Genomic DNA, 19,809 nt, shown 5'->3' on the forward strand with positions numbered 1-19,809 from the left:
GGTATTAGTTAGCAAATCCGCGTGGATCGGCTTTAATAGTGACAAAATCTGCTGTCGAATTATTGGTATCCATCAATATGCGACGGCCGTTGATCGTTTCTTTTGTTTTACGGATCACCGAATTAGAAGAACGTGCGCCACCTGTTACCGCTACCCAGCCAGCATCACTTTGCGCCGTGAATTTTTTAGGATACGTCGTGGTTGTCGAAGATGATTGGATTTCGACTGCATCGATAATATTGGCTACTGGTATTTGTACGTAAATGCCATCTGTACGTTCGCGCCCATCTGCATAAGGTATGTCATAGCTCTTCCATGATGTTACCGCACCCATATTTTGATCACGGAAAATGATAAAACTATGTTGACCATTGGAACTTAAAATCAAATCAGTCGTATTTCCTGCTCTGCGGTGCACGATGACATTTGGAACATTCGGATTATCCACATCCGACGCGATCGGGCGACCACGATCTACATATGGGGTATAATAAGCTTCGAAATCTGCCTGACTTAGATCGACGGTAAGCTCCGGACTTTGAATAGAAATACCCACGCCATCTGTACCTTGATATGGCTGTTTGTGGTTTACTGCCGTAGCAGCAATCACAATGCTTTCGCCTGCGCGAATAGGATATTGCTGACCTGTACCCGGCAATTGCAAGATAGTGCGTGCATACACATAATTTGCATTAGCGTTAATATCCGTAGGCATACCGAAAGAACGTGACCAATCGTACTGACCGCTACGCGCTTGATACGCATACGTGGTACTAGCAGAGTTGGCTCCTTGTGCTTCAGCAATGTACAATTGATCGGCATACTGTACCTCTTCGGATTTATTGTATACTTCAATAAAGTGATCACGGAAATTAGCTCCTTTGTTGGCATCAGAACCAGCATAATAAATCTGCTTAATCACCAATGCGTTGTAAGTTCCATTGCGTAATTCCACAGAGAATGATTTTTCAGAATTTAGGTTGATATCTTCTGTCTCGATAGCACTAGTAAAGATGACATCAAACTCTTCATTTAATCCAGAAGCTGCATTGAAATCATTTACGGGATATGTTTTCACACCTTGAATGCCGTAGCGACCCGGCGCTAGATTGGTCACACTCACACGACCTTGCGCATCTGTTTCACCTTTAAAAACTTCTTTTCCAGAGATATCATAAACTTTGATGGTAATACCATCTTTTTTTAGCTTATCAGAATAATCGCTTTCGCCAAATGCGGCATTGACTTCGATACTAACCGATTGATTTTCGGGTGCTACATCTTTTTTACAAGCTACAGTGCTCCATAGCGCAAAGCAGATCAAGACGAGTTGGATAGATTGTTTCATTTGTTTTGGAATAATACTGTTTGTGTAATAGAATAATGATTTGGTAGGCGACTATAGACGCAGTCGCAATTGCGCACCATAGGTAGGTTTACTGTTGGGAATAATCAACGTATTATCGGACCGTAAGTATTGTGGTCGGTAATTGAATACATTGTATACATTAAAGGCTACCGTCAACCGTTCGGTGATTTCCTTCGAAAGGTTTAGATGAAAGTTACTATATAATCCTGGTTGATTCTGGTTGTTCAATAATTATTGTGTTTGCAAAAGGTGGCGATACTGCACATTCTCAGGATCAAAATTGCTAACAACAATGTAATCCCCATTTTCTGTGTAGTAACCCGCTGGGATACCATCACTGGCTAATGTCTTGGTGCTATTGAGAATATTGAACTCTGCCGTAAAGTTGACCAACAACTTGGCTTTAGGAATATGTGTACTGGTGGTCAGAGCCGCATTACTAGACATGGTCGCACGAAGTCGAGCTGGATACACACCCGTAACAGCGTAGCCGACGTCAGTACCCGGATTGGTGAAATCTTGTAAGTTTTGCAATGACCGAGCTTCCGTATGGGTGAATCCGCCACGTACATTAAATACGGTTTGGATCGTTTCCCACTTAGGCGTCGATAATAAGACTTCTACCCCACGATTGTATGACTTGTTACCGTTTCTAAATTCACTACGGGTAAGCCGACGGACATCAACGCCGTTGATGACGTAAGGAATTTCTGCCGTTGGATCTGGATTACGCTCATAATGATCAAGTTCGATCTGATCGAACCCCCTCATGGTAGTAATACCATTGTTATTGCGTTTTTCGTACACATTGATCGCTAATCGATATCCTTTCGAAGCATACATCAGAGACAGTTCCAATTGCTGCGATTTGCTCGGTTTTAAAGTGGTATTATTTGGCACGAATTTGTCCACGTGCAATAGGTAAAGGCTATTCGCCGCGTCGACTGCTCCTGTTTCTGTTACTGCGGTGTACTGGAACAATGGAATCTCATAATACACAGGACCGGGATATAATTGTGCTAATGCTGGTGCTTTGCTGGAGAAACCATAGGCCAAGCCAATACGCCACTTTGAGTTTAGCTCATAACGCAGGTTTGCGCGGGGCGATACGGTCACAAATTTTTCAAAAAAATCCATCCGCGCGCCTGCACGCACGTGCAGCGGTCGGTCGGCCACATCGACTTGGAATACATCTTCTGCATACAAACCGACTTGTTGCTGAGCGCGGATCTGCGTGTAATCATAATATCTCGCAGAACGGTTACTCGCCGTCGCCGCAGAAGCTAGACTATTTGGACGCGACGGATCGACGATTTGTCCTGCACCACTGTTTTTCGAATAATTGTAATTGGCACCAAACTGTACTTGATGCGACAAATCGCCGGTATAATAATGACCTGTCAGATCCAATCTCGCACTAAAATCAATCGGTTTGCCCTCAATATGGGATATGGAAGTATAGGTACCCGGACCGTAAACTCCTTTGGCAACGCCCACTTCCGTCGCATCCGAATAGATGACAAACGTGCCATTCATTAATTGCTCTTTGTACGTGTTTTGATACGACTGACCGTACCGCATATTGAGTCCAATATTGCTGATGAACCCGTGATCTATACGGTAATTGGATCGATTGGCCACACTAAAATTGTACGTACGAAAACGCACAAATGTGCCAGTAGGATCATCCGGATCTTGCAAGATATTATCCAGATTTCGATTATAATCTACTGTGAGCGTATTGGTAAAGGCACGTTCGCGGCCTCCAGCGACCGTCCACATGACATTACCGCCCCAGCGATCATAGGCTTTTAGCTTATCGCGATTATCTTCAAAAGAACGCGTGAAATTTGCCCCAAAAGAGAAGGCTCCATATTTTTTAGTCTGAAAACCTTTGTTTAGACCGTACACAGTCGCATTATCACGCAATTGCATTTGAAAATGTAATGGCGAACTTCCAGCCATGCGGTTGATGATGATGGCACCATCAGTCAAATCACCATAACGAGCAGAAGCAATACCAGCAACGATTTCGATACTTTCTATATTATCTGTAGGAATTTGTCGCAGATCCAATCCGCCGAAGGCATAATCTCCTGAATAATTACCTGGAGAATTTGTACCCCCTTTCAGTCCAGATGCACTGCCAAAGACATTGGCATTTTCCATTCCTGTCATACCGGCATTGCGGGTTTGCATATTGGCATTGTTGGACATGGCAATACCATCCATGATCAGCGCAACACCAAAAGAATTGTTGAGCGCAAAGGCATCTCGCGAAGCGGCAGAATTGGTCGCATAATTAGCGGTACGAAGATTGGCTTGCTGCACGCGCTGTAAAGAAGGTGCCTCGATCTTCTTCCCCGGCACAAGGTTCAATAAATCATTCAAACTCAGTGCGCCAGATTGTAGGATCACTTCGCGATTGATGTAGATCGAACTATTACTTTCTAAACGCGAATCTGCCGTCGGTGCTACCGATACCTCTTCCAATCCCATACTTAGTATAGGCAAGGTGATATCTGGTAAACGTCGTTCGCCGGGTGAAAGATCGACTTGCAAACGCTGTTCTTGTCGGCCCAAAAGAGAGATAGTTAAAAGTTCATTTCTTGTTTTGGTCGCTGGATAATGAAACCGAAACTCTCCGTTTTCTCCTGTAACGAACCGTTGATCCATCGCCGGTAGATAAACTGAAACCGATTGTAGCGGCGCTCCTTGTTCATCAATCACACGCCCCGACAATAGGCCCGTACGCGAAGGTTTCATCAAAATATGTTTGCCAGATACTTGCAGTTCTACCATGGCAGCTCTTTCTATCGCTTTTAGCACCGTATTCAGATTGCCAGTCAAGTCCAGCGAAATCCGCTTATTGAGCGAGATGCGTTGTTCATCGTACAAAAAGGTATAAGGAATTTGCGCTTCCACGCGTTTTACCACTTGCCGCAAGGGCATCTGATCTGCTTTGATAGCAATATGTTGTTGTGCACTGATCTGATTGGTGCACAGACTCAGTATGCACAGTATTTTGTAAAAATGGTTCATGTTAATTCTGCTGTACACGTACGGTGTCCTGCTGCAAGGTGAAGCGATAATCGGTGGTATAGGTCAAATGATTCAATACATCTTGAAGGGATTCTTGATGAATCTTACCCGAAAATTGTATGTTAACAGCGGCGTCTGCTTGCCATTTTATGCCATATTTGCGCGTGATCTGACGAGCAACTTCCTCATATCTGGCATGTTCAAACACCAACATGCCATCCGTAATCTGACGCTCTTCGGCCAGATCAAACGACTGTACTTGTCCTGTTTGCGATTTTTTATCCCATAAGAAAGCTTGTCCGGGCGATAAGGTATGCTCTTTTCCACGATGTGCGATGAGCACCTTGCCGTCGAATAAAGCGACCTTAGTTTGGTTGTCCGCATCGTAAGCCTGCAAATTAAAAGTTGTGCCCAGAACGCGAACGGATAATTCTTCGGTATGAATAACAAATGGCTTTCCTGCATCATGTTTTACCTCAAAAAAACCGCCACCATCTAATCTGACTTCGCGCAGGCTATCTTGAAACGCCGCTGGATATGAGAAATTCGAACCCGGAAACAATTTCACCACAGTCCCATCTGACAAGGCAACGTGCATAACCTTTTTCTCAGGCACCTGTTGATTAACCCATTCGATGTTCGTAGCGCGTGATGCAGCTATATTTTGCGTTTGCTTCCAAACGTGGTAAGTAATACCGCCAATTAGCAATATCGCTGCTGCAGCCATCCACGGTTTCCAAAATCGGCGAACGCGCGGTTTTTCTTGCTCCTCAAGTGCTGTTATATGTTTGATCAAGCGCGTTCTTTCGCTCTGAACGTCCTGTTCGGTCGGTCGGTCTATTAATAAGAATACCATTTGGCGCGCTTTCGCCACCATCGCTGAGTGTTGTGGGTGTTGCGCTAGCCAATGATTCCAATAAGTGCTTTCTTCGGCACTTTGCGACAGGCAATAATTCACAAAAGAGTGATCTGAAATCAGTTTTTCTACTGTAGGATCTACCATGTATTTGAGTTACTATATGGAGTAGTGGGCAAAGTCCTCCACTTTTACCTATTTTTATTTAGAAAAATTAAAATAATAGCTTGAAGGATGGCTATGTCGCCCCGCATGCGCTTTAATGCTTCATAAATAACATTATAAACCGTTCTGACCGAAGCGTTATCCAGCGCTGCAATCTCTTCGTAAGTACGCTCCTCGAAGAATCGCCATTCAATATATCGACGTTGTTTTTTGGTTAACTTATCGAGTGCGCGTTGTAATCGCTCATGCATATCAATCACCTGCTCAATGGCGATGCGTTGCGCTTCTATCGAATCCACTGCTGGTTCGTGCAATAAATCTTCGATCTGACTATGCGGTATTTCTACTTGGCGAATGATGATACGCTTCAACCAAGTGAAAAGGTAGAATTTGGGATCTACCGTTGTTGCTGGCAAGCGCGCGTGCCGCTCCCACAATTCGCAAAACAGAATATGAAGACTTTCTTTAACTAATTCCCGATCCCGGCGGATCGTCATCCCGTAGTGAAACAAAGGCGTATAATAGGTGTCGTAGAGCTTTAAGAAGCTCGCACGATCGCCTTTTATGATGTTTAACCACGTATTTTTCATAGATGTGGCAGCAAAGATATATATTATTTATAATTATTCTAAATTGATTAACTGATTTTTTCAGATCGTTTAGCGCGAAATATCTTATACAGCAAAAGGGTGAATATCAGTTGATATTCACCCTTTTAAGCGAAAATATTAAATCTATTAAGTGATTTTCGTGCCTAACCTAGCAGAACAATTACTTCGTTTTTGAAGGTCGTACTTCTATTTTGCTTGGCAATACATTTGGATTCATCTGCAATAGATTTACGACCATTTCGCCCAGATCTGATGGTTGAATTTTCCAAGCATCTTCGTCACTTGGTATGTGATCGGCAAAGTGTGATGTGACCGACCCTGGCATAATCGTGGTACATTTAATATCGTAGCTACGCAAATCCAACATAGCCGCTTGGGTAAAACCAACTACGCCAAATTTGGACGCGTTGTAACCGGCAGCATTGGCGAAAAAATTAGTACCAGCCAAAGAAGCGATGGAAATATAATATCCTTTGTGTTGCTTCAACTGATCGACTGTTGCTTTCAATGTATGGAATACACCTGTCAGGTTCGTATCGATCATAGCATTCCAATCTTCTAATGATAACTCATCAATAGGCGCAAACTTGCCGACACCAGCATTGGCAATCACCACGTCCAACTTTCCGAACTTGGCCACAATCTCTTGTACTGCCTTTACTTCATCGTCAAAATTGGTAACATCAGATTGCAAAGCCAATACATTGTCATTACCCAGCGTGGCTTTTGCTTTCTCCACGTCTTCTAATTTACGGCCGGAAATAGCTACTTTGACACCATTTTCAACTAATATTTTGGCAATTCCAAAACCAATTCCTTTGCTACCACCAGTAATATAAGCGACTTTATTTTCTATATTTTGCATAAGTGTATGATGTGTTTGTGTATAAATTTAAACCGTAAAATTACGGTATTCCATATTCAGTAATTTCATATCAGCGTAAGATTACGCCAGCACCGTCTTCCCTTCGGACTCTTTCCAAAAGGATTGAAATATTTCAAATAATTGTTCCGGAGATTCTTCTATTTCGGAAGCCGAATACATGATGTTGATTTCATTACGCTCTTTGTCAACCGCAATGCTTTTCATCATTTTAGAAAGTCTGCTGGTGTATTTTTCTTGATTCGCGAATGTAACGACGACCAAGCGATCTCCACCTGATGTTTCTAGATTCATATCAATTACATCAATCCACTCTCCTGCTCCAAACGCTTTGGTTAACGGTGCGGTACGTCCTTGAAAGGTATTTGCCGTTAAGCTAATTAAAGGTGATTTGTCATTTAAGCTACGCAATTTACCAATCAATAATGCGCCCACAATCAATAATAGTGCGGTGGAAATTACTAAGGGCTTTACTTTTAATTCATTGTCAATCCATCCAGAACTGTAGATTGCAATTCCTAAAAGCAAGAGACATATAGCACCGGAACTAAGTAGTAGATTAGCTGTTTTCCCTTTCTTCGCGTATAATTCAGTTGTTTTCATGCTGATGTTTTTGGCGTTTACGGCACAAATGATGCCATTTGCAACGCATAAACTATCGATTATCTTTACATGGCACATTTTAAGCTACAATCATCCATAATTTCAATGCATTGTACCTCTCAAAAAACACTAATGAATGGTTTCGGAAAGTGGTGCGATGGGTAATTCAAACCAAAATGTACTGCCCTTTCCGTGTACACTTTCTACACCGATACGTCCTGCATGTCCATCTATGATCTCTTTACAGATATACAATCCAATACCGAAACCAGAAATATTTTCCGTTTTTGCACCTATTACACGATAAAAACGCTCAAATATATGGGCTTGATCTTTCAAAGTGATTCCCATACCATCATCCTTTATGCTCACTCTGATCCAAGCATCGCGTCTGGTACAGGAAACATATATTCTACTATTATTAGGAGAGTATTTTGCGGCGTTATTGATGAGGTTAAGCAGTACTTGCTCCAATTTATCTTGATCTGCCATCACGATGGTGCGCTCAACGGCATGGAAGATAATCTTATGACTGGAAATGGTAGCTAACGCCTCTTCCTCTGTAATTTTAAGCAGATCAGTAAGATCAAAGTACGTTTTATTTAAGTAGATCTTACCTTCGCCAGCCCTAGCAACATCCAGAAAACCAGTAATGAGGGTGGTCATTCGATTTATCTGGCGGATAGCTTTCTTCGTAATGTCTACTGTAAAGATATCATTGGCTTTTTTGGACTTCCATTCCAAGATTTGTACATACCCCTTCAGTGCGGTCAGCGGCGAACGCATTTCATGACTGACGATACCAATAAAATCTTCTTTTAGTTGGTCACTTGCTTTGCGATCTGTAATATCAAGTATAGTCCCGTAAAAGTGTTTTTCCATACCGATCGATTGATCAGATACCCTTCCCACGGCGCGCAACCAGCGCACAGCGTTATCAGCTCTACGCAAGATCCGATACTCTTCTTCAAACACTGTTCTATTTTTGATTGCATAAGTCATCGCATCCCATATGCGCTGCTTGTCTTCTTTCAGTGTTCCAAATCCATCATCAAGAGTGACTTTAACATCATCTGGAAAACCGAAAAGCTCTCTACAATAGTTGTTCACTTCGATGATTCCAGCGTCGATATTGAGATTGTAGGTACCCATGCGAGCAGCTTCTATACTTAATCGTAGACTCTCCTCTTTTTCTTTTAGTTTTTTATTAAGCTTTATTAGGTTTTCTTCTGCGCGACGAAGATGCTCATTAGTTGCTACAAGCTCTTCATTGAGTGCGATATATTCTTCATTCACCGTACCCAACTCCACATTTGCTTCTTGCAACTGGCTTCGACTTTGTTCGAGCAATTTGCGTGACTTCACCGTATCTGTAATATCTGTAATCGTGGCAATAATGGCTTCGGGCTTGCCTTCTGAATTACGCAAAGGTTTGTAGGCGAAATCAATATATATTCGATTTATTTTACCGTCTATCTCTGCGATATATGCCTTTAATTCAGGTATCGCCAGAGATTCTCCTGTATCTAAAACATTACGCAATAGATCTGGAAACGGTTGATCGACCACTTCTGGAAACACATCAGTAAGCCGACGACCAATGACTTGTTCGGAAGTACGCGTCCATATCTTCAACATGGGGTCGTTCGCAATTTCTATCACCAAATCTTGTCCCCTAATGATACACATTCCTGTAGCCGCGTTCATCACCATCTCTCGCATTTGGTGCGCACTTTCCTCAATAGCTAACCGCGCATTCACCTGATCGGTCACCTCCACCGCCATATCGATAATCCCCTTTACTTCGCCATTCTCAATCAATGGTGCATAAGTGAAGTTAAAATAACCGATTTCTAATTTACCATTGCGATGCAGGCTTACAGGTGTATCATATCGAGATATGGTTTGCCCAGTACGGTATATCTCTTTTAGTAAATTGTAGGCGGGCTGGCCCTTTAACTCGGGTAGGGCTTCAAGTATTGGCCTTCCTTGTATGTCTGGTTGCTTATTAAGCACTTCTAACATGGCGGGATTTATAGCATCCACGATCAGATCTGCGCCGCGAAAAACCACAATAGCTGCGGGCGACTGTTCGATGATCAGCCGGAGATGATGTTCATTCTCCTTACTTTTCTGGCTAACTTCAATGTTTTTTTTATGAATGGCTTCTAAATCCCTTAGTTTTTTACGAAGTACAAATTTATTTACGACTTGCTTAGAAAGGGTTTTAAGTGCTTTTTCTTGTACTTCACTGAGCTTACGCGGTTTTCGATCAATCACGCATAGTGAACCCAGCGCAAACCCCTCATCGTTGACCAGTGGCATTCCAGCATAAAATGAGATCTGCGGATCTCCCGTCACTAATGGATTATCTTGAAATCGAGGATCAAGACGCGCATTCTCTACTTGCATTAACCCCGTTGGATTTTGGATCGCATGCGCACAGAAAGACTGTGATCTATGCGTTTCGGTAACGTCCAGTCCTCGATGAGATTTGAACCACTGTCGTTCTTCGTCTACCAAACTAATCAATGCAATGGGCGTTCCGCAGATTGCGGCCGCCAGCTCAGTCAGTTCTTCATAGTCATCCTCGATCGCAGTATCTAGAATATGGTAGGAATAAAGAGCGGCCAAACGCTGTTGCTCCTGAGTGGAATTTTTTCGCATAAATACACTTCTGTCAATAAAAGAAGCTAAACAAATCTACGCATTCTCTTCGTTAGATAGATATAGCATACAAATGAAATTTATAACCGAGTGGTGGGCTTATAAATTTTATTTTTGCGGGTAGGAATGATCAAAAACTTCCTAGTAATTCTAACATTATTAAGCAAGAACATCTAGGGTTTATAAGCATCCTACACATCAATAGCCTGATAAATTCCTACTACAAGATGTTCAAAACCAAGTAGGTTTGAAACGATGTATTGTTACAAACTCAGACGGTTTTAGGACTATTTAATCCTATTTCACTCCTATTTTTATCAAAATTATCCTATCCAACGCTATGAAGCACGGCGTTTGCTAAAGCGTTTTATTTACTCATTATCAAACACTTACAACCTTACTTTAAAAAATAAATCAAAAAAATAGAAATTAATTTCTTGCTAAAACAACAAATTTGACATACATTTATTGTCAGTAAGACAATTAATAATAAACCTATGTGGTTTGCATCGTCAAAGAGCAGCCGCAAATTGTGATACTACTGACAATGAAAACCTGTTAAAGAAAGTGTTTATGGTAGACGATAACGTGGACATCCGTAACTATGTAGCGAGAATTTTGGAGAAGGATTTTCAGGTCTTTGCCCTATCGGGCAAACCTGAATCGGAGAAACTGCTCACCGATATCCAACCACTTGCTACCCGCCGTGATGCAATAAAAAGAGAGCCATCAGAATTGGAATTATCTACTCAAATCACATCAAACATGATGTGGAATAATACACCTGTGATTCTGCTCATTGCTAGCTCATCATCAGAAATGGAATTGAATGGGCTAAACGGTGGTGCGGATAATTTGTTGGCACAACGATTTGATAAGGACATACTGCTTGCTCACGTCCATAGTTTATTACAGAACCAGCATCAATCGGCTGATCGATTGTACGAAAGCATTCCTTTACAGAAAGCAGATACTAGACATTCGGGACAACAGCATGAGTTTCTTGAAAAAGTCACGCATATTGTAGAAGAGCATTTAGATGATCCCAAATTCAATGTGCAAATGCTAGCCGAGGCCACTTCTATGAGCCATTCTAATTTTTATCGGCGAATTAAATCCATCTCCGGCAAGTCGGCGAATGAATTTATACGTTTAGTACGGCTCAAAAAGGTAGCCCAATTATTGATCGAGACCGAATGCAATGTGAGTGAAGCAGCCTTTGCTGCTGGTTTCAATGATATTAAGTATTTCCGAGCTAAATTCTTAAAACTATTTGGCATGAAGCCTTCGGAATACAAGAAGAAATACTTAGCTATGCAACCAAAACATCAAGCCAACTTGCAAGACTCCTTACAACCAGCTTATTTCTAAGACCGTATATATCGCGCTAAGCATACCATATTTGACCAGCAGACTGTTCGGCTCAAGTACAATGCATATCGCTATTACATAGTTCAGCCCTTATACTTTCCTCTTCATAACAAAGAAAGTATAAGGGCTGAACTCCTTTTAGCAAAAGCCTTCGGCCAATTGGCCGAAGGCTAAAACGCAGGATTAATCCCCTACCACTATTGATCCGCCATTCGTCGGGATCGTCATCGTGTAGGTTTGCTTTTGGGATTGCACCGCTTTGGAAACTACCGTGCGTGCTGAAGCATCATCCTTATATTCGACCAATTTGCCGTTAGCCAACTTCGGCAAAGTGACTTCTACCGTTTTAGCTGTAGATTCTGCATTAATTCCAGCAATATACCATTGGTCACCTTTACGCCGTGCTATTACCACATACTTACCGGGATAACCATCTAAAAATAGTGTTTCATCCCAAGTCGTCGGCACCGATTTCATAAAATCAATCGCGCCTTGGCTCGCATCCGTTAAGTTATTGGGCGTGATACCAAAGTTTTGTACCGCACTTTGAAAAACAACGGCCGTAGCGATTTGAAATGTTTCGCTCGTAACGCGCGTTTGTCCAGCAGAATTTGTCCGATTATGTCTTTTGTTTAGCAAAACCGGACCAAAATCCATCGCTGCCACACTATTCCGAATGAAAGGATGCAACGTCGCATTGAACGCTTCCATATCATTCGCGCGCTGCGTGAAAATAAGGTTTTCCGAAGCTAGCACTGCTTCGCTCGACACAAAGTTGGGATACATACGCTCCCAGCCTCGGGGTATGGTACAGCCATGAAAGATCACCAGCAAACCATATTCATTCGCATCCGACAGGATCGCTTCATATAGTTGCATGGTCTCCTGCTTGTCGCCACCAAAGAAATCTACTTTGATCCCTTTGATACCCAATTCTTTCATCCAAGCCATCTCCTTTTTGCGCTGAATCGCTTGATTCATGATGTTTTTCGGTCCTTGCGGCGCATCATTCCAATACCCGTTGGAATTATACCAAAGCAACAAGCTAACGTCTTTTTGATGCGCATAGGTCGCCAACTCTTCAATCTTCTCGCGCCCGATATTGGTATCCCACCAATTGTCTACCAGCGAATATTCATAGCCCAGCGCTGCCGACAGGTCTACAAATTTCTTCTGGTCTTCTAGGTTGATACTTTCATCTTGCCACTCCAACCAGCTCCAAGTCGACCGCCCAAAGGCATAGTCCGTCGACGCTTTGTATTTTGCGCCAACCACATCTTGTGTAATCGTTGTTTCGAGGATCGGCTGCAAGGTTTTTCCAACTGTTAGCGTGCGCCAAGGCGTAAAGCCCGGTAAAGCAAATGCTGGCTGGACAGCACCAAGTCCATTGTTCTCACCTGGTTCCGGAAATGTGATAGAATACAAACCTCCAGAAGTTGGTTCGCTCAGTTTGCTGCCGCAATAGTTTCCATCTACGCCTGTTTCAGAGACCAACACCCAACCTTTATCTTCGACTTTAAACAAAGCTGGAAAGGTAAAACCGACACCGTATTGCGATGCAGCACCTAATGGTGCATCTACCGTGTAATCCTCTTCGTAGCTAGGTTTCGTCTTTTTCCAACCAACCATCGGCGGAGATTGTGGTGTCAAGAACGTCGTGGTATTTGTTGGAAAATGAAAACCGCTGTGCTCCTGCTGCACCACGATATTCGCTTGCTCTCCCTGCTGCGGAATGAAATAGCGAAAAGCCACATCATTATTGCTCACTTGAAAAGTCGTTTCGAAAGCCTGTTTTTCACTGTTCTCCCACCGACACACTAATTCATTGGCCTGATATCGGATATCACTCTTTTTGAATCGGGATTCGCTGTATTGCTCGTCAATAGCACGCTCGTGCTTCAATACGAAATTGAGCTTTTCTGAAAGAGAGTGCGTCGAGGCGGTCAATCCCAAGGGCGACTTAGCCAGCATCATTTCTTGATCTAAGAACACCGAATAGCTGAGCTTTCCAGCCTCTAGATGGAGATGAACAGCCAAACGCGTATCCGGACTACGAACGATCCACTCTTGAGCCAATGCCGGAAAGGCAATAATTAGAGATAGTAGTAAACTGCAAAAAACAGGTTTCATGGGCATAAATATATTAGTTAAGGTAAATTTACTCGTTGTACATCCGTATAGTAGTATTCTCCAGATAAATTGGATAGTACGCCTACGCGAACAAAAACATAATCTAGATTGGCCAGCGATGCGGGCAAGGTAGTACTCATGTTCAAGGGTTGCCCCACTTGAAAATTAGCGGCATCCATCTCTACGCGATGCTCAAACCTGCCTTGATCTGTTAGCATAGAGTGGCCAACATAAAGTGCTACCCTACTCACATTGGCGTTTGGAACCACGCGCTTAATGGAAAACTGTGCATTGAGCGTCGTGCCGGTCGCCGAGAATGATTCATTCTCCAGCACAAAATACGGAGTTACGGGGATATCGACAACCGTATTTCCGCGCACCGTGACCTCAATCGTATCCCTATTCTGCGGTAGCCAAGGTGCATCACCATTGGTCACCAACTTATACGTGCCGTCAAATAGAGACGCAGAAAAATGACCGTCGTGTGCAATAAACACATCCATAGGCGTACGTAGCGCGTGGCCATCTTCCCATAACTGTAATCTGGTTCCGCCCGTTCTCACGCCAACAGGACTACCCTCGAAGACGATATTGCCCGACAAGGTAGACTTGGGTGCTTCAAAATTATCGTACTCGCAGCCTATCGATAACAGAGAGGTGATTGCTAAAATAGATAGATATATGCTTGAATATTTCATAATAAACTCTTTTCTGATCGTAATAATGATTAATTAAATGGATTTCGAACAATCTTCGGATTGTTGTTAATCACTCCTTGATCGATAGATGCATAATAATTGGCCATCCGGAAAAGTCGCGCCCGACGGAAACGTGTCGGACGAATACGTTGATAGATGTATTGCCCATTAGTAGGATGCCCAGGGCGCACCACGCGATACGGATAAAGTCCATACACGACAGCGTTCCGATCCGATTCTTCTCCATTCCATACTTGGTGAGCAATACGCCAGCGTTTCAAATCAAAGTACCGATGATCTTCAAAAGCCAATTCCGTACGGCGCTCCTTGCGGATCATATCCATCGTTAAATTGGAGATGCTATTAGCTGGAAAGCCTGCACGCTCCCGTAGTGTATTGATATAAGTAGTTGCGGACCCAGTTTCGCCCAATTCAAATGCGGCTTCGGCGGCATTTAGATAGATTTCACCCATGCGATACCAAGGCCACCAGTTGCTAGCAGAAATACCGCGTGCACTGGCTCCCGAAGCATCACTCACCATCTTACGTAAATAGAATCCCGTATTACTCACGTCCTGTTGATTGTCCGCAGGCCCATCAAAACCGGTCCACAATCCGCCATCTGGCGTATAATTATCACCTAAACGAGCCGTAGTGCGCAGATCGTAGTTTCCATCTTGCCACACCGCTACACCAGCTTGTATACTAGTATTCCGTCCTTTAAACGTAGTACCTGCATAGATCACCGTACCGTAAAGTCGTCCATCTTTATTGGCAAAGATATCCGCAGGATTAGCGTAAACGATATGGTTTCCATTTTGGTCGCGATCGCGAATCGTACCGGCAGAGCCATCCAGATAATCGAAGCTTTCTACAAAGCTCAACGAAGGGCTCAAGGCAGACGAAGATTCATTGTCTTCGGTAGAACCTTTTATAATATTCTCATACGTGAAACCATGCACCTTTACCCCTGTTTGAAAGTCCTTCGCAAAGATTACCTCCGCATTATTTTTAGCATTCAACATGGTGTAGAAATTCTCCCCTTTATTCGGGTTGGCATTAAACAAGCTATATGATGAATTGGCCATAATAGCGCGCGACGCCGTTAAGGATTTTTGGTAATAATCGCTGGCCATGCTTGCAGGAATGCCTACTTCGCCTCCAGGCGTACTAATCGGCGCTCCCATCAAATTATTGTATTTGGCAATGGAAGCCGCGTACAGCATAGACCGACTTTGCAGGGCTAAAGCCGTAACCGTATTGGCTCGTGTTCTGCTGTTTGCATTCGTCGCCAAATGATCTTTAATCGCTTCGGTCTCGCTGTAGATAAAATCATAGACCTCATGCTCTTTAGCACGCGGCATTTGCAAAGGTTCCGGATTTCCACTGAAATCGTAGATGAGTTGCGTGGTTACCAAAGGGACGCCCCCCATGCGCTTCACCATTTCAAAGTACACCGATGCACGGATAAAGCGTAACTCTGCATTAAAAAGTTCTTTCTGTGCGGCAGTCAACCCGCCACCAAATTGTTCGATGCCTTCTAGTGCCACACTAATATCACGGATCAATCCATAATCCCAGTACCGACCGTAATCGTCACCGTATTGAAAATCATTGCGCCAGTTTTGATCGCGGTGACCAGACCACATCGCGTCGTCTATTTCGGACATACCGCCGGTATTAAATACACCTTGCATGGTTGGCAGACGATTGTAATAATTCGCCAACAGCGACGTGATCAGCACGGGATCATTCCAGAGCTGTTCATCAGTAATGAGGTTTTTCGACGGTCGATCAAACCATTCATCATGTTTACACGAACTCGCCGATAGCGCTGCCGCTATTAGAAATATAATCAATTTAGTCTTCATGTCTTTAATTAAAATGTGATGTTGAAACCTGCCATAATAACTTTCTGCTGTGGATATACCACCGCCGCTGCGGCCGAAATCTCTGGGTCTATCTGAAAGCGTTTTACGTTATCAAATGAAAATAAGTTAGAGCCATTGACATACAGTCGAATTTTGCTCGAACCAATTTTGGATGCTAGGTCTTGTCCGAAAGTATAGCCGAGCTCCATGTTTCGTACACGCAAGTATCTTACATTGGTCAACCAAAAATCACTATTCCGATGATTTGGACCCGAGTTTCCGTTACGTACTGCAGGATAGTAGCCCGGAATCCACTCGCTATTCAGATCATAAGGATCAGCACGATGCCAACGATCTTCTACTAAGTATGCTGGCGAATTACCGCCACCATGCAAGGCGTTACGCAATTCGTAATCCTGATTCCAAGATTGTAGTGCGCCACCAGCGAAATCCAAATTCAAGTCGAATCCCTTATAATTCAAGCCAATACGACCACCAAAACTCAACATCGGCGCCCAGGCAGTCTGATAACCGATAGGACGTTCGTCCAAACTGTTAATCACGCCATCACCATTCACATCTTTGTAGATAAAATCGCCCGGTAGTTGTGTCCGATTGTTCTGTCCATCGTTATTAATCGCGTGGTTACGGATTTGCTCTACCGATTCGAATCGACCTTCGACCTGATAGCCCCACCAGACGCCACCGTACCGATTCTCGGCCGAATTACGATACTCTTCCCAAGAACTACCAAACCGCGGCTTGTAGGTTTCAATACTCCGGTATCTTGAATAGGTCGCATTTCCACTCACCACGTATCCTAACTCGCCTACGTTACTGCTGTAGGTTAGCATACCTTCGATACCGTAATACCCATTTTTATTCAAGTTTTCATTAGGCAATCCATACCCGATTTCAGAAGGCAATAATACATCATAACGTTGTGCAGGTGCTCCAGAACGGATAATCTTAAACGCATCCGCCGTGAAGGTTAGCTTGTTGTCGAACATCGCCAAATCCATACCGATATTATAATTGGTATTCTTCACCCAAGATAGGTTGCGAATTGGTAATCCACGAGGTTGCAAGCCTGGAACGTATGCACCGTCTAAGATAGCATTGCCCTGATTCCAGTTGTATCCTGCTAAATATCCGTGCATGGATACACCTTGCTCCAAACCAGTTTGACCTACAGAGAAACGGAATTTTAAATCATTGATTGTTCCTTTCAGATTTTCGAAAAATGCCTCATCAGACACGCGCCATCCGGCGGACATGCCCGGAAAAATTCCCCAACGATTATCTTGATAATACAGGTATGAACCGTCGTATCTACCTAGCACTTCTAATAAGTACTTTCCTTTATAATTATAATTGATCCTGCCGATATAACCTGCCCGTGCTTCGTAATCCCAACCATCGCCAAAACTATTCAACTGATCCAACTGCTGCAGTGGGATATAGTTGTTCGTGGGATTAGAACCAACAGCTTGATAATTACGATCCCAATCCGAGCGCTCATACCCTAAGGTGGTTGATAAGTGATGATCGCCAAAATCTTTCGCATAGTCTATTTGAAACTGCGCATATCGTGCCACCACTTCACGCTCGGTCTGATAACGCCACCGCGAATCGGTACCATGGGTACGGTTGTACGCATCGTTGGCTCGATCATAAGTAAACACATCGTACGAATACTGGAAACCATCGAACTTGTTATTGGTATAGTTATATGATACTGTTCCTTTGGCCGACAGACCAAAATCCGTCTTGTACTGTGCGAATAAGTTCACATTAGCATTTCTATAGCGATTGTCTTTGTATCCAGCGATATCCCGACTAAAGATGGCCGGATTGTACGCGAAATCATTGACATGATTCGGATAAAGGGGATTGTCGTTCGCATAAGGACCTACCGTTGGTCTGTTTCTGAACAAAGCAAGAAATGAAGAAAAGTAGCCATCTCCACCCGGTAAACCTACATCCTGACTGTATTCTTGGCGACCAGAGATTTGCGTACCCACGGTCAACCCTTTTAGAATAGTAGTCTCTAAGTTAGCTTGTAAGTTCGTGCGTTTGTAGGAGAAGTCTTCCATCATCGCATCCTGATTCAAGTTACCTACCGAAAGGAAATAGTTGGAGTTTGCGCTACTTCCATTGATATTGGCATTGATATAATTCTGCGGGATATTTTTGCGCACGATCATATCATAATAATTATAGCCTTGATATCCCGCTTCGGTGCCGGCTTGCCATTTCGCCAGTTCTTCGGGCGTCATCACGGCGGAAGGATTTCCGCCTTCATTTTGTGCCGTTTCTACCAGTGCACGGGTATATTGTGCCGCATTGGCCAAGGTCGGGAAGCGCGTTAAATTCTGCCAGCCCATGTAGCCATTAAGATTAACGCGTACGGATTCTCCTTTGCTTCCTTTTTTGGTCGTCACGAGCACTACACCGTTGGCTGCACGCAATCCGTAGATCGCTGCCGATGCATCTTTCAGGATAGTGATGTTCTCAATATCCTCCACGTTCAACGCATTGAAGGCATCTTGTCCGGATACATTGGAAGATCCTACCCAATCGTTTCCAGTTTGGCCGCCATATGGTATCCCATCGATTACGAAAAGTGGATTTCCCATATTACGGATTTGTAGATCCGCACCACGACCAGGTCGGCCATCTTGCGCACGTACCGAAATACCTTGAATCTTCCCGGCCAATGCGCCGGCCGTAGTAGTCGACGAAGTACGTACAATCTCTTTGGCATTAATATCACTCACGGCGCCGGTCAAATTTCGACGAGACTGCGTACCATAACCAACGACCACCACATCATCAATGGTTTGATCGTCATCTTCCATCGTAATGTTAAAGGAAGAGCGGCTACCGATTGCAATTTTTTGTGTTTTGTAACCGATAAAGGACACAATTAAGGTTGTTCCATCTGTACGGAGATCAAATTGGCCGTCTTTATCTGTTGTTGCGCCGTCTGTCGTTTTTTCGGCGCTGACGCTGACGCCTTGTAAGGGGGTATTATCTTCTTTCACCACGGTGCCCCGTATGGTGCGCTGTTGCGCAAACAAAGAATTTGCGCAACATAAAAAAAGACAACACAGAAGAATCTTAAAGTCTTTCATTTTTAGTAGAAATTTAGGTCTGTTAGCAATTAGTTAAACAAATATTCAACTTCTAAATTGCTTTCGCAGGGGTGGAATTGGTCAAATAAGATGGTGTAATATGTCGGAATATTTACCTTTGATAAGGTACAAACTGACCACTATAAACTTTAATACTAAGCACATCAGGGCAGCCTTCCTATCGCTAAACTCGCAGGTCTAAGAAAAGCGCCACAGGTATGTACATTACCAATAGGCCCTTTGCGACTTTTAGCAACCTACTTCTATGGGAAAGTCAATTCTAAAAAAAACTCTATATAAGAATTGATATTCAGTTTTTTATTAATTTATGGCCAAATAAAAACCGCTATCAGAGTGTTGGGCACTCCGTTAGCGGTTTTGAAGATAAATCTCCTATAGTCTATCT

The 19,809-nt window shown here is 43.3% G+C and carries 13 protein-coding genes; 1 reads left to right on the plus strand and 12 read right to left on the minus strand.

Features of this window, described 5'->3' with window-relative positions; translation table 11 throughout:
• Nucleotides 1-4: 4 nt before the first annotated feature.
• From AC3IRT_RS10255 to AC3IRT_RS10290, 8 genes are all read right to left on the minus strand, one after another.
• Nucleotides 5-1,348 carry a DUF4876 domain-containing protein gene (locus AC3IRT_RS10255; protein ID WP_489393155.1) on the minus strand — a complete coding sequence of 448 codons (1,344 nt, stop codon included), beginning with the start codon at nucleotides 1,346-1,348 and terminating at the stop codon, nucleotides 5-7.
• Between the two features lie 51 nt (nucleotides 1,349-1,399).
• Nucleotides 1,400-1,597: a hypothetical protein gene (locus AC3IRT_RS10260; RefSeq protein ID WP_489393156.1), complete on the minus strand. Its 198-nt coding sequence runs from the start codon at nucleotides 1,595-1,597 to the stop codon at nucleotides 1,400-1,402.
• A gap of 3 nt (nucleotides 1,598-1,600) precedes the next feature.
• Nucleotides 1,601-4,411: a TonB-dependent receptor gene (locus AC3IRT_RS10265; protein ID WP_489393157.1), complete on the minus strand. Its 2,811-nt coding sequence runs from the start codon at nucleotides 4,409-4,411 to the stop codon at nucleotides 1,601-1,603.
• A 1-nt stretch (nucleotide 4,412) separates the two neighbouring features.
• Nucleotides 4,413-5,414 (minus strand): FecR family protein, encoded by a 1,002-nt coding sequence (locus AC3IRT_RS10270; protein WP_489393158.1) that lies wholly within the window; start codon nucleotides 5,412-5,414, stop codon nucleotides 4,413-4,415.
• Between the two features lie 44 nt (nucleotides 5,415-5,458).
• Nucleotides 5,459-6,022 (minus strand): RNA polymerase sigma factor, encoded by a 564-nt coding sequence (locus AC3IRT_RS10275; protein ID WP_489393159.1) that lies wholly within the window; start codon nucleotides 6,020-6,022, stop codon nucleotides 5,459-5,461.
• 181 nt (nucleotides 6,023-6,203) lie between these two features.
• Nucleotides 6,204-6,908: an SDR family oxidoreductase gene (locus AC3IRT_RS10280; protein ID WP_489393160.1), complete on the minus strand. Its 705-nt coding sequence runs from the start codon at nucleotides 6,906-6,908 to the stop codon at nucleotides 6,204-6,206.
• A gap of 81 nt (nucleotides 6,909-6,989) precedes the next feature.
• Nucleotides 6,990-7,529 (minus strand): hypothetical protein, encoded by a 540-nt coding sequence (locus AC3IRT_RS10285; RefSeq protein WP_489393161.1) that lies wholly within the window; start codon nucleotides 7,527-7,529, stop codon nucleotides 6,990-6,992.
• A 129-nt stretch (nucleotides 7,530-7,658) separates the two neighbouring features.
• The gene (locus AC3IRT_RS10290) at nucleotides 7,659-10,196 is read right to left on the minus strand and encodes an ATP-binding protein (RefSeq protein WP_489393162.1); all 2,538 of its coding nucleotides are present in this window, start codon (nucleotides 10,194-10,196) and stop codon (nucleotides 7,659-7,661) included.
• Between the two features lie 573 nt (nucleotides 10,197-10,769).
• Between AC3IRT_RS10290 and AC3IRT_RS10295 the strand changes: the two genes are divergently transcribed.
• On the plus strand, nucleotides 10,770-11,567 hold the full coding sequence (locus tag AC3IRT_RS10295; RefSeq protein ID WP_489393163.1) for a helix-turn-helix domain-containing protein: 798 nt from the start codon (nucleotides 10,770-10,772) through the stop codon (nucleotides 11,565-11,567).
• A gap of 183 nt (nucleotides 11,568-11,750) precedes the next feature.
• Here the strand turns inward: AC3IRT_RS10295 and AC3IRT_RS10300 are convergent, their stop codons facing one another.
• Genes AC3IRT_RS10300 through AC3IRT_RS10315 form a run of 4 tightly spaced genes read right to left on the minus strand, consistent with a single transcriptional unit; the run spans nucleotide 11,751 to nucleotide 19,349 of the window.
• Nucleotides 11,751-13,697, minus strand: a complete 1,947-nt coding sequence (locus AC3IRT_RS10300) for a glycoside hydrolase family 97 protein (protein ID WP_489393164.1) — start codon at nucleotides 13,695-13,697, stop codon at nucleotides 11,751-11,753.
• Nucleotides 13,698-13,714: 17 nt separating this feature from the next.
• Complete coding sequence (locus AC3IRT_RS10305) at nucleotides 13,715-14,395, minus strand: DUF3823 domain-containing protein (RefSeq protein ID WP_489393165.1); 681 nt, start codon at nucleotides 14,393-14,395, stop codon at nucleotides 13,715-13,717.
• A gap of 29 nt (nucleotides 14,396-14,424) precedes the next feature.
• Nucleotides 14,425-16,266 (minus strand): RagB/SusD family nutrient uptake outer membrane protein, encoded by a 1,842-nt coding sequence (locus tag AC3IRT_RS10310; protein ID WP_489393166.1) that lies wholly within the window; start codon nucleotides 16,264-16,266, stop codon nucleotides 14,425-14,427.
• Nucleotides 16,267-16,274: 8 nt separating this feature from the next.
• Nucleotides 16,275-19,349, minus strand: coding sequence for a SusC/RagA family TonB-linked outer membrane protein (locus AC3IRT_RS10315; RefSeq protein WP_489393167.1), 3,075 nt, complete (start codon nucleotides 19,347-19,349; stop codon nucleotides 16,275-16,277).
• Nucleotides 19,350-19,809 lie beyond the last annotated feature (460 nt).

This window comes from Sphingobacterium sp. KH_072, from assembly GCF_057837975.1.

Bases quoted from the DNA above. Each gene is read 5' to 3' on its own strand.
- AC3IRT_RS10255 (WP_489393155.1), bottom strand. From the start codon at position 1,348: ATGAAACAATCTATCCAACTCGTCTTGATCTGCTTTGCGCTATGGAGC.
- AC3IRT_RS10310 (WP_489393166.1), bottom strand. From the start codon at position 16,266: ATGAAGACTAAATTGATTATATTTCTAATAGCGGCAGCGCTATCGGCG.
- AC3IRT_RS10300 (WP_489393164.1), bottom strand. From the start codon at position 13,697: ATGAAACCTGTTTTTTGCAGTTTACTACTATCTCTAATTATTGCCTTT.
- AC3IRT_RS10275 (WP_489393159.1), bottom strand. From the start codon at position 6,022: ATGAAAAATACGTGGTTAAACATCATAAAAGGCGATCGTGCGAGCTTC.
- AC3IRT_RS10270 (WP_489393158.1), bottom strand. From the start codon at position 5,414: ATGGTAGATCCTACAGTAGAAAAACTGATTTCAGATCACTCTTTTGTG.
- AC3IRT_RS10280 (WP_489393160.1), bottom strand. From the start codon at position 6,908: ATGCAAAATATAGAAAATAAAGTCGCTTATATTACTGGTGGTAGCAAA.
- AC3IRT_RS10285 (WP_489393161.1), bottom strand. From the start codon at position 7,529: ATGAAAACAACTGAATTATACGCGAAGAAAGGGAAAACAGCTAATCTA.
- AC3IRT_RS10305 (WP_489393165.1), bottom strand. From the start codon at position 14,395: ATGAAATATTCAAGCATATATCTATCTATTTTAGCAATCACCTCTCTG.
- AC3IRT_RS10265 (WP_489393157.1), bottom strand. From the start codon at position 4,411: ATGAACCATTTTTACAAAATACTGTGCATACTGAGTCTGTGCACCAAT.
- AC3IRT_RS10295 (WP_489393163.1), top strand. From the start codon at position 10,770: ATGGTAGACGATAACGTGGACATCCGTAACTATGTAGCGAGAATTTTG.
- AC3IRT_RS10290 (WP_489393162.1), bottom strand. From the start codon at position 10,196: ATGCGAAAAAATTCCACTCAGGAGCAACAGCGTTTGGCCGCTCTTTAT.